Source organism: Massilia sp. P2_C2 (assembly GCF_056404615.1).
In genome coordinates, this window is record NZ_JBFUDR010000146.1 from 1 (window position 1) to 15,276 (window position 15,276).

Sequence of the window (15,276 nt, forward strand, 5' to 3'; positions counted from 1 at the left end):
GGCCCGCGGTGCGCGCCCTGGCGGCCCCGTGGGCGTGGCCGCTGCTGCTCGCGTTCGCGGTATGGCTCGCCTTTTTCCACGGCCTTGGCGCGGTGCCGCTGTTCGACGTCGACGAGGGCGCATTCGGTGAAGCGACGCGGGAGATGCTCGCGCGCGGCGACTACGTGTCGACATGGCTGAACGACCGGCCGCGCTTCGACAAGCCGATCCTGACGTACTGGCTGCAGGCCCTGTCCGTGCGCTTGTTCGGCCTGGACGAGTTCGCGCTCCGGCTGCCGTCCGCGCTCGCGGCCACGGCCTGGATCGGCGCCATCCACTTGTTCGTACGCCGCGTGCTCGGCCGCGACACGGCCCGCGCCGCTGCCTTCATCGCGGCCACCAGCGCCGGCGTCGTCGTGATCGGACGCGGGGCGATCGCCGACGCCCTGCTGAACCTGTTCCTCGCGCTGGCGATGTTCGACGTCTACCGCGCACTGGTCGACCCGCGGCCACGCTGGGGCCGCCGCGCCTGTTGCTGGATCGGTCTCGGCGTGCTGACCAAGGGGCCCATCGCACTGCTCGTGCCGGGCGCTGCCGGTGCCATCGCGTTCCTGCTGCACGGGCGTGGCGCCCTCTGGTGGCGTGCCGTGCGCGACCCGGTCGGCTGGCTGATCCTGTTTGCCGTCGCAGGACCCTGGTATGTGCTTGAATTGGAGCGCCGCGGCGATGCCTTCCTGGCCGGCTTCCTCCTGCGCCACAACGTCGAGCGCTTCCTCGTCCCGCTGCAAGGCCATGCGGGCGGTCCGCTGTACTACCTGCCGGCGCTGCTGGTGCTCGTGCTGCCGTACACGGCGCTGCTGCTGGCCACGCTGCCCGGCCTGCGCCGCCTGCGCGCCACGCCGCTCGACACGTTGCTGTGGTGCTGGTTCCTGTTCGTCCTCGTATTCTTCACGCTGGCCGGCACCAAGCTGCCGCATTACCTGCTGTACGGCGCGACGCCGCTGTTCATCCTGATGGCGCGGGAACGTCACGTGTTGCGCAACCGGTTGCCGGCGCTGCTGCCCGCGCTGTTGCTGGCGGGCGCCGTGGCGGCGTTGCCGTACGTGCTGCGCCACGCGGCACCGGGCGCGCGCGACGCGTACGTGCGCGAGGCGCTGTCCAGGCAATGCGTCTTCGATCCCGCCTGGCAGGCGCAGTCGCTCGCCCTCGTGGCCGGCGTGCTGTTGCTGGCAACGTGGCCGCGGCGGCCGGGCGCCGGGACTGCTACCGCCATCGCCACCGCCGACGTGTCCCCGCCTGCGAACGCGAGCAGCGATGCGGTGGACGCCGGTGCGGGTGCCTGGCCCCGCCTGGCTGCGGCGGCGCTGCTGTGTTCCTGGGCGCTCGGGGGCCTGTTGCTGCCGGCCGTCGCCGAGCTCCAGCAGGGGCCCGTCAAGCGTGCGGCACTGCTGGCCCGGCAGGCCGGATGGACCGTGCGCAGCTGGCGCATCGATGCGCCCAGCTTTTCCGTCTACCGCGGCGCGGTCACCCCAAGGGCCGACGTGCCGCGCCCGGGTGACGTGATCCTGACCCGCAGCGATGCGCTCGACGGTCTCGGACCGGTTCGCGTGCTGTTCCGCGAGGGTGGCGTGCTGCTGGTGCGCATCGGACAATGAGGTTGCGATGCGACGGGTTACCTTGCACTCCCGCTGGGCCTGGCTGCCGCCCGCCGTCGTGGTGGCGCTCGTGGTGGCCATCCACGCGACGGGTGCCAACCATGCGCTGTTCCTGTGGCTGAACCATGGCGGCCAGGCCGTCGGCGACGTGGCGTGGTTCCACCTGACCATGCTCGGCGACGGGGCCGTGGCGCTGGCGCTCGTACTGCCCTGCATCCGGCGCGCGCCGGGCCTGTTCTGGGCGGCGTTGGTGGCGGCCACGGTGGCGGGCCTGTGGACCCAGGTCACCAAGCAGCTGATCGACGTGCCGCGTCCCCTGTCCGTGTTCGGGCCTGGCGAGTTTCACCTGGCGGGGCCCGCCTTCCGCCACGTCTCGTTCCCGTCCGGCCACGCTGCCGCGGGGACGGCGCTGGCGGGCATCTGGATCCTGGGCGTCGAGAGCCATGCGCTGTGGCGGGCGTCGTTGCTCGGCCTGGCCGGGCTCGTCGGACTGTCGCGCATCATGGTCGGCGTGCACTGGCCCCTCGACGTGTTGTGGGGGATGCTGGGCGGGTGGTTCGGTGCGTGGTGCGGCCTCGCATTGCAGGCGCGGCGGCGCTGGCATACGGCGGGATGGGGCGGCAGGCTGGCCGGCGCGGTCCTGTTGGCCGTGGCGGCGAGCCTGCTCGTGAGCCACCACATCGGTATGTCGGCGGTGATGCCGGCACAGCGCATCCTCGCCGCCGTATGCCTCGTCTGGGGAGCATGGGAACTCCGTGGCCTCGCGACGCCGTATCCGGCCCAGGCACCGCCATGGCATGCGGGGATGGCGCGCGCGACACGGGCGAAGCGCGTGCACCCGCTGCGATTGCGGTGGTGGGCCGGGCGCATGCAGCGACGGAGGCGCGATGGTTGACGAGGACTGGTGGCTGCTGCTGGGCTTCGGCGGGCAGGCCGTGTTCATGGGCCGTTTCGTCATCCAGTGGATCGCCAGCGAGCGCCATCGCCGCAGCGTGATCCCCGTGTCGTTCTGGTACCTGAGCATCGCCGGTGCACTGGTGCTGCTCGTGTATGCGTTGCACCGGCGCGACCCGGTCTTCGTCGCCGGACAGGGCGTGGGTGTTGCGATCTATCTGCGCAACCTGCAACTGATCAGGCGTGCGCGGGGCGCCGACAGGCTGCGCGCGGAGTGAGGGGCGTGAACGGCCCTGCGTTATTCGCGCCCGAACTGCGGATTCGGCCGCGTGAGGTAATACCACTCGTGGTTTGGCGCGGCATTCACGTCCGGGAACAGGATGCGGCCGGCGAATTCGGCGACGACCGGCGTACCGTCCGCGCGCACGCCGATCTGTTCGCCTTCAGGGACCGGGTCGAAGCTGGCCCACTGGCGCGTGAAGCGGTCGCCCGCGTCGAGCTTGTCGTGCACGACGACCATCTGCAGCGCTTCCATCTCTTCGAACGGCACCGGTTGCGGCTCCGGGGCATCGATGAGCTTCAGGAAAGCGAGCGTGTTCATGATGGCCGTAAAGGCGACTTCCGGCGCGCGCGGGTCGAGGTGCTGGCCGCATTCGAGCGTCAGCGCGTAGCCGCCCGTGCTGCGCATGTATTCCGTCGTGCCGACACCATAGCGCAGCGTGGTTTCCAGTTCGGCCGCGTTGCCGCGCGAGCGCCGCTGGACGCCGCCGCCGTACGCGGCCATCCAGCCCGTGACGAAGCGGCGCACGCCGAGGCGGCGTGCCAGCGCCCGTTCCGCGCGCATGTGGCGGAACGGTTCGAGCGGGCCGTCGTTGTCCATCGGGCCGACCATCACGAACGGCTCGCCGTGGGCCGCGTTGAACGAGTGCAGGTCGAGCAGGACGTCGTGCCGGGCCAGCAGCGGGCACAGCCAGTTGGCGACGTGGTCCTCGAAGTCCTGCGGGGCAGCTTTCGGCGACAGGTCGCGGTTCAGGTTGCGGTCGCCCGAGCGTGTGTTCTTCGCATACGCTAGCGGGTTCACGATCGGCACGAAGGTCACGCTGCCGTTCAGGATCTGCAGGCGGCCGGCGTCGATGTCCRCCATGATCCGCTGGATGGCCTGGGTGCCGCACGTCTCGTTGCCGTGGGTGGCGCCCATGATGATCACCCTGGGGCCGGGGCCCTGGCCGGTGTAGTTGACGGACTTGAAGTGCAGCTGGCTGGCGGGAATCATGCGTTGTGTTCCGAAGAAGAAATAAGTCCCGGCATTGTAGCGGAAACGGGGTGCAAGACTGGCGTGCAGGACGGGTGCATGGCATGATCCGAGGCTTTCGTGATCGATTGCCAACATGCACCTTGCCGCCGCCGGCGACGGCCAGTCGCCCACCTCCGCGCGCATCCATGGCCTGGATACGTTGCGCGCCCTCGCGGTGTCGCTCGTGGTGCTGCATCATTACACGCTGTTCGTCGGTGACGCGTCGATGTTCGGCCGGGTCGGCGAGATCGGGTGGGGCGGCGTCGACCTGTTCTTCGCGCTGTCCGGCTACCTGATCGGCAACCAGATCTTCGCCGCGGCCGGTTCTGCGCGCGGGCTGGGCCTGGGGCGTTTCTATGCGCGCCGCCTGCTGCGTACGCTGCCGAATTTCTGGGTCGTGCTGGCGCTGTATGCGTTGTGGCCGGCCTGGCGCGGCGACACGCCCATGCTGCCCCTGTGGCACTACCTCACCTTCACCCAGAACATCCACCTCGAGCCGGGGACGGCGTTCTCGCACGCGTGGTCGCTGTGCATCGAGGAACAGTTCTACATGCTGCTGCCGGCCGTCGTCCTGGCCGGCGCGGCGCTGGGGCGGCGCGGCCTGAGCCTGCGCTGGGCGTGGTGGGCGCTGTTGCTGGCCGTGGCCGCCGGCATGCTCGTGCGGGCGACCCTCTGGCAGGACGGCCAGGACGCACCAGAGTGGCTGCGCTACTACTACCAGAATATTTATTACTCGAGCTGGTGCCGCTGCGATGAATTGCTGGCGGGCGGTGCGCTGGCCCTGCTGAAGCATCGTGCGCCCGGCCTGTGGCGGCGCATCCTCGCGCACGGCAATGCGCTGCTGGCGGCCGGCGTGCTCGTCGTCGGAGCAACCTTCGCGTGGTTTCTCGATGATCATTTCGCGTTTGCCCAGACCGTGGCCGSCTATCCGCTGCTGGCCCTCGGCTGCGCGCTGCTGATCCTGGCCGCGCTGGCGCCGGGTTCGCTGCTGCACCGCGTGCGGGTGCCGGGCGCGGRTCGCCTTGCCCTGTGGTCGTATGCCATTTATCTGACGCACAAATCCGTGTGCATCCTCGTCGCCGCGCGCCTGGGGCAGGCCGGCTATGCGGCCGGGGAGGCGGTCACGATCGCCGCGAGCCTGTTCGCTTCGCTGCTGGCCGGATGGCTGCTGTACGCGGTCGTCGAGACGCCGTTCATGCGCCTGCGCGAGCGCCGGTTCGCCACGCGCGCCGCCGTCGGCCCGGTCGAGCGCGACCCGGTCGAACGCAACGTCCTCAGCCGCGCACCCGGACCGGCGCGTCGATGACGTCGAAGGCGGCCGGCATGTCGGCCAGCCAGGCCTGCAGGTGCCCGATCCGCATCGACGGATCATACCCTTCCGTCGATGCCAGCGCCGCGCGCAGGCCGGGCAGGGCTTCCGGCGTGTGCGGGCTGTCGTAGGCATCGATCAGCATGGCGACGAGGTCGGTCGGCGCCACGCTGCCGCGGCGCAGCCTGGCTTGGATGATGCCAAGGAGCGCGCGCTGCATGCGCGGCGTCGGATGCGTGATGTGGGCGAACACGCCTGGCGTGTTGGCGATCGCTTCGCAGATGGCCGTTTCCATCCGCTCCGGTTTCAGGTCGGACGGGATGTCGAACCAGGCGGGATCCCAGCGCGTGCGGGCATACTGGTGGCCGGGCGGGAAGGCGTCGGCGCTTTCCAGGCCGAGGGCGCGGCTGGCGCGGGCGAGCAGGGACGACAGGACGGGAAGCAGCGGCATCGTGGACGAGCGGTGATGTTTCGATGCCCGTTAGTGTAGACCAGGACGACGGAACGCGCGCTGGGCCGGCCCCGAAAGGCCGCCCGACCGCGCGGAAAAGTGCGACGACGCTTACGCGGTGCTCGCCGCCGTCGAATCCGTGAACTTGCCGTTACGGAAGTCCTCGACGGCCTGGAAGATCTCGGCCTGCGTATTCATCACGAACGGGCCGTATTGCGCGATCGGCTCGTTCAGCGGACGACCCGCGATCAACAGCAGGCGTGCCGGGGCCGTGGCCTTGATGCGCACGCCGTCGGCGTCCTGTGCGTTGTCGAGGATGGCCATGCGTGCCTGCGGCACCGCCTTGCCTTCGACCACGGCCTCGCCGCGGAACACGTAGACGAATGCGTTGTGACCGGCCGGCAGCGGTTGCTCGAACGTGGCGCCGGCGGGCAGCTCGATGTCCAGGTACAGCGGCTGCGTGACGTCGCGCTGCACGGCACCGGCGACGCCGTGGCTGCTGCCGGCGATCACCTGCACGGTGCTGCCTGAGTCGAGCGTGAAGCGCGGGACGTCCTCGGCCGGGATATCGCGGTACCACGGCGCGCTCAACTTGTCCTTCGCGGGCAGGTTGAGCCACAGCTGGAAGCCTTCCATCAGGCCCTCGTTCTGCTCCGGCATCTCCGAGTGGACGACGCCACGGCCGGCCGTCATCCACTGCACGCCGCCGTTCGTGACGAGGCCTTCGTGGCCGGCGCTGTCGCGGTGGCGCATGCGCCCGGTGAGCATGTAGGTGACGGTTTCGAAGCCGCGGTGCGGGTGCTCGGGGAAGCCGGCGATGTAGTCGCCTGCCTTGTCGCTGCCGAACGCGTCGAGCATCAGGAACGGGTCGAGGCGGCGCTGCAGCGGCTGGGTGAGCACGCGATTGATCCTGACGCCTGCGCCGTCCATCACGGACTGGCCGCCGACCAGGCGTTCGACGCCGCGGCTGGTAGCCACGGCCTGGGTTTGCAGTTGCTGGGTCATGATGGCTCCTCGATTCCTGGGACGTGGTCTTGATTACGCCAGCGCGGCGACCGCGGCGTCGGCTTCGGCCTGGCCCTTCGCGGCCGCTTCCGGACCCATCGCCTGGGCCGGCGAGTGGATGAACGCGTGGTCCGTGAGGCCCAGGAAGTTCAGCAACATCCGGATGTGCGGCACCTGCGGGTCGGCATCAAGCGGGTAGACGCCGCCACGCGCCGTGGCCACATACACTTTCTTACCTTTCAGCAGGCCTTCCGGACCGCTTTCCGTGTAGCGGAAGGTCACGCCAGCGCGGGCGATGGCGTCGAACCAGGCTTTCAGCTGGATCGGCATGCCGAAGTTGTACATCGGGGCACCGAGCACGATCACGTCGGCGGCTTGGGCTTCGGCGATCAGCGCGTCGTCCAGGGCCACGCGGGCAGCCTGCTCCGGCGTACGCTGGTCGGCCGGGGTGAACAGGGCGCCCAGCGCTGCTTCGTCCAGCACCGGATGCGGATTCGCGCCCACGTCGCGCACGGTGACGGTCGCGCCCGGGTTGGCGGCGGCCAACCTGGCGACGATCGCGTTGGTCACGCGGGTCGATTCGGACTGGTTGCCGCGCAAGCTCGAGTTGATCTGCAGGATGTTCATGGTGTCTGCCTTTCTTTGTCTGGTTTGTGTTTCGATGGGTACACTTTAACGGTTCCAAATATCGTGCGGAAGACGGTAGAATGGATAACATTATTCAACCCATGGAACAATGTAATGGATGTCGAACCGAACGACCTGCTGCTGTTTGCTCGCATCGTCGAGGCGGGCAGTTTCAGCATGGCGGCCCAGCGCCTCGACCTGCCGAAGTCGACCGTGTCGCGCCGCATCGCCATGCTGGAGGCGAGCCTGGGCGAGCGGCTGCTGCAGCGGACGACGCGCCGCCTGATGCTGACGGAGTTCGGCGCGAGCCTGCTGGAACACGCGCGCAAGGTCGCGGACGAGGTCGAGGCGGCGGGTGCGCTGGCCCAGCACCGCCAGGCCGCGCCCAGCGGCAAGCTGCGCATCTCGATGCCGCAGGATTTCGCGACCGTCGTCATGAAGGACATGATTCCGCGCTTCCTGGATCGCTATCCGGCCGTGTCGCTGGAAGTGGATTTGTCGCCGCGGCGCGTGGATCTCGTCGCGGAAAATTTCGACATCGCGATCCGCATGGGCGACCTGCCGGAAGACTCCACCCTGGCCGCGCGCCGTATCGCCGTCCAGAACTTCGGCCTGTACGCGGCGCCGTCCTACCTCGCACGGCGCGGCCTGCCCGAGCATCCGGACGACCTGCTGCAGCACGACCTGCTGTGCATGCTCAGGCGCACGGGTGGCGCCGCGCCTTGGATTTTGCACCGTGGCAAGGTGCGGTGGGAAAGGGAGCTGACGGCACGCCTGACGGCCAATTCACCCCAGCTGCTGGCGCATATCGCCTGTACCGGGGCCGGCATCGCGGCGAGCACGGACTTCATCGTGTCCGATCACGTGAAGAAGGGCGAACTGGTGCGTGTGTTGCCGGAGTGGGATTTGCCCGCATCGACCGGCTGGGCCGTGTTTCCTGGTCGGCGCCTGATGCCCGCGAAGACGCGGGCGTTTCTCGACATGATGGATGACATGTTCTGCAAGAACCAAGGCAAGATCGATTGACGGGTTGCACCGTAACACGTCTGATGGGCTTTTTTGCGTATGATGCTGTCGAGTGTCTGATGTTTCGTGAAGATTGTTCTTACCGGTATTTCTGCCTATGCCTCAAGATGACAAATTGAAGTTAAGCCGCGCGCTACTGTTGACTGCACTCCTCGGCATTGTGGGTACGACGCTCGCCTCCGGTGGAAGCGACGGACCGGCCGCGTCGGCAGCGACGACTGCTTCGACGACACCTGAAAGCGCGGACGCAGCGTCCACCCCGGCCCCGACAGCGGCTGCAAACAAGGCCCTGCCGGAAGGAAACTATTCTCCAGCAACGCATTACGCGTCCAGCTATTGCAAGGATGACGACTATCCTGCGCAATGGGACTGGAATCGTTCGAAGGTCGTCAAACAGGACGCGCCGGCAACCTCGGGCACGCCCAAGATCGTGCAGATGCGGAACGGTGTCGCGATCGCGACGTATTCGGCTTTCGGCGGCGACGCCGGACGCTCCAAGCCCAATAGTGAAAACGGCAACGATTCGAGCGTCGGTCCATTCCGCCGGGCGCCGTACACGCAATGGAAAAGCGGCGACGTGTTCCTCGTCTATCCGGCGGTGTATAGCGGCGCCAATATGCAGATCTATATCGGGCCGAATATCGTCAATGACGAGGACTTCCGCAACCATCAATACTCGGTGCCGAGTCATCTCACCATTCGGGGCGTAACAGTCGATGGCAAGCGTCCGGTGATCGTGAATCCGCCGAAAGGGGCTTCGAATGCGACCTATGGGCAGGGGCTCATCTATATCGACGGGAAGTACGATTCGGCCGGAAAAATATCGCAGCGGGCCACCAATATCACCATCGAAAACCTGGATATCGTCGACTCGCCGTCCGGAGGTAACGTCGGCAAGGCGGCGGTCTATATCAACGGCGCGCAGGACGTCACATTGCGCAAGGTCCGGATCGCCGGCTTCAAACAGCACAGCGCCAACGGCATTTTCTCGACGGGCAATACCGCAGGTACCTTACTGCTCGAGAATGTCGAGCTCGACAGCAATGGCGGCGGCGGCGGTCCAGAGCACAATGCCTATATCAATGGCAGCAACAGCGATCCGACGTTCACCTTCAAGGTCGTTGGATCGTGGAGTCACGACTCCTATTACGGACACCTGCTGAAATCGCGTGCCCAGCGGACGATCGTCGAAGGCTCGTACCTCACCGGCCGGCGCGCCGCGGCGGGCCAGCAGGCCGAGACCTATCTGCTCGACGTGCCCGATGGCGGTGAGCTGACCGTGCGTAATACGATCTTCGTGAAGAATTATTCCGGCAATAACTCGAACGGCGCCTCGTTAACCTTCGGCGTCGAATCGGCTTCACCTTCGCGCAAGTGGGGGATGACCGTCGAACACAATACGTTCGTGGCGCTGTCGCGCTACTACGACGATGCCAAACACAAGCTGTTCCCCATGTTCATCAGCACCAAGGCATTGGGCGACAAGAAGATCGACTCCAATCTGTACATCGGCTATTGCAACGGCGATGGCACGCGCGACGCCCCCGGCACGAATGCGCGGACTGGGAGCTTCAACGACATCGACCAGAGTTACCGTCCGCGCGTGCCTGCGCTGACCGGCAACCGGAACATTATCGGTACCCCGGCGTACGGGCATATGGGGCGGTCGGCGACGCGCAAGACCAATGCCGTGGGCGCGAGGGACTGAAAGGCTGCCTGTTCGATCCTGTTCGACTCGATCGTTCAGGTATTTTGACTTATTGATGGAAACACCATGCGGCTTTTGTTCACCCTCGGCCTGGCAATATTCAGCGTAGTCGCGCAAGCCAGTCCCTGGCCTATAGAGGCAGCGGTGGCGTATATGGACGAGTTTTCGTTAGCTTGCGCAAAGGCAGAGCCTGAATCGGCATCGAGGTACGAAGCAAAGAAGAATTCCTTATTCGCTGAAAATATGGAAGAGATTAAACAGGCGCGCGCTTCCAAGATATATCCCGACATGAGGAAATGGGCGAGTGACAAGATGCGCGACTTGAGCGCCAAAACAATGGCAGAAGAGTGCCGTTCGTTTCTTGCAGATTCAAGTCTTGCACTCAAGCAGGTCGATCCTGAGCAGCGGGGAGAATCGATTCCTGTCAAGTAAGGTAGGGAGACCGTTTCTCACAAACGCTACATGACGTCCGCCGCCAACGCCGTCCGGGCCATGTGGCGTGCCCATCAGGATGGCGCCCGCCGATCAGCGATCGATCAGGCCTGTGATCCTGCTGACAGTGCCGCGCGCCACCTTGTGCGCACCTTCCATCATGAAAAAGCGGGTCCCAACCCGGATGCGGTTCTTGTGAATCGACTTGGCGAGTTCGTCGTTCACGATGTGCATGCGTGCCCGTAGCGTTCCGCTCAACGGAACGTCGCGCTGCAGCGCATCCCCGTTCGCATCGATGAATTCCGGCCAGATGATGTAGAGGCAGGGCTCGCCCTCGTCATCGTCTTCGTACATGAGATCCCAGCGGATGCCGTTGAGAGGCGGCGTGTCGCGTCCGCCTTCGTCCCGTGTCAGGATGACCATCTCTGCCTCGAAATCGTCCTTGTGTTGGTATAAGCGGCGCACGGACACACCTGCTTCGCGTAGGTGGCGCGTCAATCAGGCGGGCTTGTTCCCCATCATCTCGCCAAGGCGAACAGACCGTTCCGGCGCCCAGTCCGGATTGAACTGGATCGTGCCGGGACGGAACAGCATGACGATCGTCGAGCCGAGCAGGAAGCGGCCCATTTCTTCGCCCTTTTTCAGGACGATGTTCTGGTCCGCATACGTCCATTCCGTCACCTTCTGCATGCGCGGCGGGTTGACGACGCCGTGCCAGACGGTGGCCATGCTGCCGACGATCGTCGCGCCCACGAGCACCATCACGAACGGACCGTGCTCGGGCGATTCGAACACGCAGACGACGCGCTCGTTGCGGGCGAACAGGTTCGGTACGCCGCGTGCCGTCGTCGGGTTCACGGAGAACAGGGCACCCGGCACATAGATCATGCGGGTCAGCTTGCCGTCGCACGGCATGTGCAGGCGGTGGTAATCCTTCGGCGACAGGTACAGGTTGGCAAAGCAGCCGTGCTGGAACTGCTTGGCCAGCGCGGCGTCGCCGCCGACCAGTTCCGTCGTCGTGAAGCGGTGGCCCTTGGCCTGCAGGATGTGGTGGTCGTCGATGGCGCCGAACTGGCTGATCGCGCCGTCGACGGGGCAGACGAAATCGGCATCGGCCAGCGGGCGCACGCCCGCTTTAAGGGGGCGGGTGAAGAAATCGTTGAAGCTCTTGTAACTCGCGATGTCGGGGTTCTCGGCTTCGTTCATGTCGACGCCGTACTTGGCCACGAACCAGCGGATCAGCCGGGTCGTGACCGTGCCGCCCTTGGCACCGGCCACGCGGCCCGCGAAGGTCGTGATGCGCTGCTTCGGCAGCAGGTACTGGGGCAAGACTTTAAGGCGATCGGACACGGTGCAACCTCGAAATGAAGACCCGCCATTATAGCGGCACGGGCGTGCGTGAAAATGGCTTTGCCAAAATGCATTAATCGATCGGCAAACCGCTCAATCCCTTGCGTGCATATCAAAAATATTTACGCAGGAGCAACAAAGTAAATGCGAACTGGTGCACAATGACGGCCATTCTATTTTTGCCATTCTGACATGCCTATCGTAATAACGCCGTTCCGCTTGACCCTGATCGCTGCCGCCGTCGCCGTTTCGTGTTCTGTCCACGCACAGGAGGCGAATGCCTCACTGACCAGGGATGACAAAGCTGCCAAGGTCCAGCAGGTCGAGGTGCGGGGCGCGGCCGATGCCTATGATCCGCGCCGCGACGATACTGCCAGCAAGATCGTCGTCAATCACGACGAGATCGTCAAATATGGCGACACGAGCGTCCTCGACGTGCTCAAGCGCGTCCCCGGCGTGACCGTCAGCGGGATGGGCGGACGGGGCGGCGAGATCCGCATGCGCGGTCTCGGCAGTGGTTATACGCAAGTGCTGATCAATGGCGAGCGTGCGCCGGCCGGCTTTTCCATCGACTCGCTGGCGCCTGACGTCATCGAACGCATCGAGGTGCTGCGCGCCGCCAGCGCGGAATTTTCCACGCAGGCGATTGCCGGTACCATCAACATCGTGCTCAAGAAGACGGTGAAATCGGCCCAGCGCGAATTGAAGGCTGGCTATGGCCATGGGCATGACTACGCGGGCCCGACCGTGAACCTGCAGTTGTCGGACCGCCTGGGCAAGCTGTCGTATTCGCTGTCGGCGAATGTGTCGCGCGCGCACTTCTGGCGCACGCCTGCAACCGTCGAGCGGCACCTCGACACGGCCGGTCAGCTCGACGGTCTGCGCCTGGGCGGGCAATCCGACGCGAGCCGTTTTATGGGCTTCAATCTGAGTCCGCGCCTGAACTGGAGTTTCGATGACGGCGACACCCTCACGTCGCAGACATTCTTCAACATCAACCGCTTCCAGAACGTGTCAACAGCACATGTCGACACCGAACTCGGCCCGCTGCCCGCGTATCCGGCGCTGGGCCAGACGATGAGCAACGACAACCGCTTCTTCCGCGAGGAATTGAACTGGGTTCATAAATTCGCGTCCGGCGGCAAGCTGGATGCGAAGCTCAGCGGCCTGTACGGCGACCTCGCCAACGCGACCTATCGCACGGGCAGTGGCAATCCGGCATCGCCGGCGCTGCACGAGGTGATCCTGTCGGCCGGCACGGACAGGGGCATCAGCTCGATGGGTAAATATACGAGCGGCGCCTGGGAGGGCCATGCGCTCGCGTTCGGCTGGGACGGCGGCTACGCGACCCGCGACGATGCCCGCCGCGACCGCGACTATTTCCAGCCGGACGTCGTGCTGCCCGGCGGCGACGAAGTCTATGATGCCCACGTCGCGCGGCTGGCGCTGTACACGCAGGACGAGTGGAACGTGACGCCGCGCTGGTCCGTCTACCTGGGCGCCCGCTGGGAGGGTATCCAGACGCGGACGGAAGGCAATACGTTCGCCACGGCCCATTCGCGTTCGACCGTGTGGAGCCCGCTGATGCAGACCCTGTACAAGCTTCCGGACACGAAGGGCGATCAGGTGCGCCTCGCCGTCACACGCACGTACAAGGCGCCGGGTGTACAGAGCCTGATCCCGCACCGCTTCACGTCCGTCAACAATAGCCAGACGGAACCGGACTACATCGGCAACCCGAACCTGAAACCGGAGCTGGCGCTCGGCATCGATGCGTCGTACGAGCATTACTGGGCCGAGGGCGCGCTGCTGTCGGCGAGCGTCTCGACGCGCCGCATCGACGACTACACGCGCAACAAGGTGCTGTTCGACGGCACGCGCTGGGTGTCGACACCATCGAACGCGGGCCAGGCACGCACCCATGGCCTGGAACTGGAGGCGAAATTCCCGCTGAAGGCCGTGATCGCCACGACGACCGCGCTGGACCTGCGCGCGAGCCTGTCGCGCAACTGGTCGACGGTCGATTCGGTGCCGGGGCCGAACAACCGCCTGGATGCCCAGACGCCGGTGTCGGCCACGCTGGGCGCGGACTACAGGCAGGGGCCGTTGACGGTGGGCGGTTCCTACGTGTTCAAGAACGGCGGCGAGGTGCGCGTTTCGGGCAACCAGATCAGCTACCAGTCCGTGCGGCGCGACCTCGACCTGTACGCGCTGTGGAAATTCGACCCGAAACTGCAACTGCGCGTCGCCACCTCGAACCTGCTGGCCCAGGACTTCGTCAGCGAAAGCAGTTATGTCCTGGCAGGCAACGGCACCCAGTCCACGCGCACGATCACCCCGCTGTACCGCAGCGTGCGCGCGACGCTCGAAATGAAGTTCTGAAAATTCGGGGTCAGAGCAAATTTCCGGACAATAGCTCGGAAGACTTGCTCAATGCCGAGCACGATCGACCTTGCTACAAGGCCCAGAAATTCAGCCTGAAGCGGGCCGCGTGCCGATGTTAAGCGAGCAATATCTCAAAAAAGTGCTCTGACCCCGAATTTTGAGAATAATGTGCTCTGACCCCGAATTTTCGGCCAGCAGGACCGGCGATGGCGCCGTGCGCCGTCACGCCTGCTCGGCGGCCGTCGCCGTGGCGAGCCCGCGCCGGCGGAAGTAGTGACGGGCGACGAGCAGCGCGGCCGCCTGCATGGCGGCGCAGACGAAGAACGGGCCGCCCACGCGCCAGTCCTGCGGCGGCAGATGGCTTGCCGCGCCCAGCAGCACGGTACCGACGAGGGGCATGATGACGAGGCCCGCGCTGCTGATCGATTGCAGCGAGCCCATCAGCTCGCCCTGTTCGCGGCTCGACGACGATTTCGACAGGATCCCCTGCAGCGCCGGGCCCGCCGCGAACGACAGCAGGTTGCACAGGATGAGCACGTACATCATCCAGCCATGTGTCGCGAGCGCATACAGCAGAAAGGTGATGGCGCCGGAGGTGAGGCCGATCAGCGCCAGCCGCACTTCACCGAACCGGCGGATCAGCGGCCCGAGCAGCACGGCCTGCATGACGATCGAGCACAGGCCCACGCAGAACAGGGCGATGCCGTTGTCGCGCGGTGTCCAGTCGAAACGGAATGTCGTGAACAGGACCCACGTCGCCTGCAGCATCATCTGGGCGAACGAGACGAGCGTGAAGACGATGATGAGGCCGCGGATGTCGGTCCGGCGCACGAGCCGCAGCAGCGCGCCGAACGGATTGATGCGCGCCCACTGGAACGGCGCGCGGCGTTCGCGCGGCAGCGATTCCGGTACGGCGACGAAGCCGTACACGAAGTTCGCGGCCGAGAGCGCGGCTGCCACGTAGAACGGCAGGTGCAGGCCGACGTTGCCCAGCATGCCGCCCAGGATCGGGCCGCAGATGAAGCCGAAGCCGAACGCCGCGCCGATCTTGCCGAAGCTCTTCGCGCGGTTCTCGGGCGTCGACACGTCGGATGCATACGCGGATGCGACCGACATGCTGGCGGACGACGCTCCGCCGATCACGCGTCCGATGAACAGGCA

General features: G+C 65.9%; 15 protein-coding genes. 8 read left to right on the forward strand and 7 right to left on the reverse strand.

Translation table 11 applies throughout. The features are described 5' to 3' along the window. From AC1DYX_RS17370 to AC1DYX_RS17380, 3 genes are all read left to right on the forward strand, one after another. A partial coding sequence (locus AC1DYX_RS17370) for an ArnT family glycosyltransferase (protein ID WP_477261001.1) occupies window positions 1–1,634 on the forward strand: 1,634 nt, incomplete at its 5' end. 7 nt (window positions 1,635–1,641) lie between these two features. Beyond that, window positions 1,642–2,529: a phosphatase PAP2 family protein gene (locus AC1DYX_RS17375; RefSeq protein ID WP_477261003.1), complete on the forward strand. Its 888-nt coding sequence runs from the start codon at window positions 1,642–1,644 to the stop codon at window positions 2,527–2,529. Next, window positions 2,522–2,806, forward strand: a complete 285-nt coding sequence (locus AC1DYX_RS17380; protein ID WP_477261005.1) for a lipid-A-disaccharide synthase N-terminal domain-containing protein — start codon at window positions 2,522–2,524, stop codon at window positions 2,804–2,806. The genes AC1DYX_RS17375 and AC1DYX_RS17380 overlap by 8 nt, the downstream gene beginning before the upstream one ends. Window positions 2,807–2,826: 20 nt before the next feature. Here AC1DYX_RS17380 and AC1DYX_RS17385 read toward each other — a convergent pair whose 3' ends face one another. Further along, the gene (locus AC1DYX_RS17385; protein WP_477261007.1) at window positions 2,827–3,801 is read right to left on the reverse strand and encodes a M14 family metallopeptidase; all 975 of its coding nucleotides are present in this window, start codon (window positions 3,799–3,801) and stop codon (window positions 2,827–2,829) included. A 115-nt stretch (window positions 3,802–3,916) separates the two neighbouring features. On the opposite strand from AC1DYX_RS17385, the gene AC1DYX_RS17390 reads away from it, so the two are divergent. Continuing rightward, complete coding sequence (locus AC1DYX_RS17390) at window positions 3,917–5,128, forward strand: acyltransferase family protein (RefSeq protein ID WP_477261009.1); 1,212 nt, start codon at window positions 3,917–3,919, stop codon at window positions 5,126–5,128. Here AC1DYX_RS17390 and AC1DYX_RS17395 read toward each other — a convergent pair. From AC1DYX_RS17395 to AC1DYX_RS17405, 3 genes are all read right to left on the reverse strand, one after another. Beyond that, window positions 5,097–5,582 carry a hypothetical protein gene (locus tag AC1DYX_RS17395; protein ID WP_477261011.1) on the reverse strand — a complete coding sequence of 162 codons (486 nt, stop codon included), beginning with the start codon at window positions 5,580–5,582 and terminating at the stop codon, window positions 5,097–5,099. The genes AC1DYX_RS17390 and AC1DYX_RS17395 overlap by 32 nt on opposite strands. A 111-nt stretch (window positions 5,583–5,693) precedes the next feature. Further along, window positions 5,694–6,587 carry a pirin family protein gene (locus AC1DYX_RS17400; RefSeq protein WP_477261013.1) on the reverse strand — a complete coding sequence of 298 codons (894 nt, stop codon included), beginning with the start codon at window positions 6,585–6,587 and terminating at the stop codon, window positions 5,694–5,696. Between the two features lie 33 nt (window positions 6,588–6,620). Continuing rightward, window positions 6,621–7,214: an FMN-dependent NADH-azoreductase gene (locus AC1DYX_RS17405; RefSeq protein WP_477261015.1), complete on the reverse strand. Its 594-nt coding sequence runs from the start codon at window positions 7,212–7,214 to the stop codon at window positions 6,621–6,623. 114 nt (window positions 7,215–7,328) lie between these two features. On the opposite strand from AC1DYX_RS17405, the gene AC1DYX_RS17410 reads away from it, so the two are divergent. The 3 genes from AC1DYX_RS17410 to AC1DYX_RS17420 all read left to right on the forward strand — a co-directional run bounded on the left by AC1DYX_RS17410 (window position 7,329) and on the right by AC1DYX_RS17420 (window position 10,380). Further along, entirely contained in the window at window positions 7,329–8,240 is a 912-nt protein-coding gene (locus AC1DYX_RS17410) for a LysR family transcriptional regulator (RefSeq protein ID WP_477261017.1), read from the forward strand. A gap of 139 nt (window positions 8,241–8,379) precedes the next feature. Next, window positions 8,380–9,948, forward strand: a complete 1,569-nt coding sequence (locus AC1DYX_RS17415; protein ID WP_477261019.1) for a hypothetical protein — start codon at window positions 8,380–8,382, stop codon at window positions 9,946–9,948. 66 nt (window positions 9,949–10,014) lie between these two features. Next, complete coding sequence (locus AC1DYX_RS17420) at window positions 10,015–10,380, forward strand: hypothetical protein (protein ID WP_477261021.1); 366 nt, start codon at window positions 10,015–10,017, stop codon at window positions 10,378–10,380. Window positions 10,381–10,473: 93 nt separating this feature from the next. Here the strand turns inward: AC1DYX_RS17420 and AC1DYX_RS17425 are convergent, their stop codons facing one another. After that, the gene (locus AC1DYX_RS17425) at window positions 10,474–10,803 is read right to left on the reverse strand and encodes a hypothetical protein (protein ID WP_477261023.1); all 330 of its coding nucleotides are present in this window, start codon (window positions 10,801–10,803) and stop codon (window positions 10,474–10,476) included. A gap of 75 nt (window positions 10,804–10,878) precedes the next feature. Continuing rightward, window positions 10,879–11,730 (reverse strand): archaetidylserine decarboxylase, encoded by an 852-nt coding sequence (asd, locus tag AC1DYX_RS17430; protein WP_477261025.1) that lies wholly within the window; start codon window positions 11,728–11,730, stop codon window positions 10,879–10,881. Window positions 11,731–11,922: 192 nt separating this feature from the next. Between asd and AC1DYX_RS17435 the strand changes: the two genes are divergently transcribed. Beyond that, window positions 11,923–14,112, forward strand: coding sequence for a TonB-dependent receptor plug domain-containing protein (locus AC1DYX_RS17435; RefSeq protein WP_477261027.1), 2,190 nt, complete (start codon window positions 11,923–11,925; stop codon window positions 14,110–14,112). 225 nt (window positions 14,113–14,337) lie between these two features. Here the strand turns inward: AC1DYX_RS17435 and AC1DYX_RS17440 are convergent. Then, window positions 14,338–15,276 (reverse strand): MFS transporter (locus tag AC1DYX_RS17440; RefSeq protein ID WP_477261029.1); only part of this gene is annotated, 939 nt, incomplete at its 5' end.

Excerpts from the sequence above, each read along its gene's own strand:
- AC1DYX_RS17420 (WP_477261021.1), top strand. The coding sequence starts at position 10,015 with ATGCGGCTTTTGTTCACCCTCGGCCTGGCAATATTCAGCGTAGTCGCG.
- AC1DYX_RS17425 (WP_477261023.1), bottom strand. The coding sequence starts at position 10,803 with ATGGTCATCCTGACACGGGACGAAGGCGGACGCGACACGCCGCCTCTC.
- AC1DYX_RS17405 (WP_477261015.1), bottom strand. The coding sequence starts at position 7,214 with ATGAACATCCTGCAGATCAACTCGAGCTTGCGCGGCAACCAGTCCGAA.
- AC1DYX_RS17380 (WP_477261005.1), top strand. The coding sequence starts at position 2,522 with ATGGTTGACGAGGACTGGTGGCTGCTGCTGGGCTTCGGCGGGCAGGCC.
- AC1DYX_RS17435 (WP_477261027.1), top strand. The coding sequence starts at position 11,923 with ATGCCTATCGTAATAACGCCGTTCCGCTTGACCCTGATCGCTGCCGCC.
- AC1DYX_RS17395 (WP_477261011.1), bottom strand. The coding sequence starts at position 5,582 with ATGCCGCTGCTTCCCGTCCTGTCGTCCCTGCTCGCCCGCGCCAGCCGC.
- AC1DYX_RS17410 (WP_477261017.1), top strand. The coding sequence starts at position 7,329 with ATGGATGTCGAACCGAACGACCTGCTGCTGTTTGCTCGCATCGTCGAG.
- AC1DYX_RS17375 (WP_477261003.1), top strand. The coding sequence starts at position 1,642 with ATGCGACGGGTTACCTTGCACTCCCGCTGGGCCTGGCTGCCGCCCGCC.
- AC1DYX_RS17400 (WP_477261013.1), bottom strand. The coding sequence starts at position 6,587 with ATGACCCAGCAACTGCAAACCCAGGCCGTGGCTACCAGCCGCGGCGTC.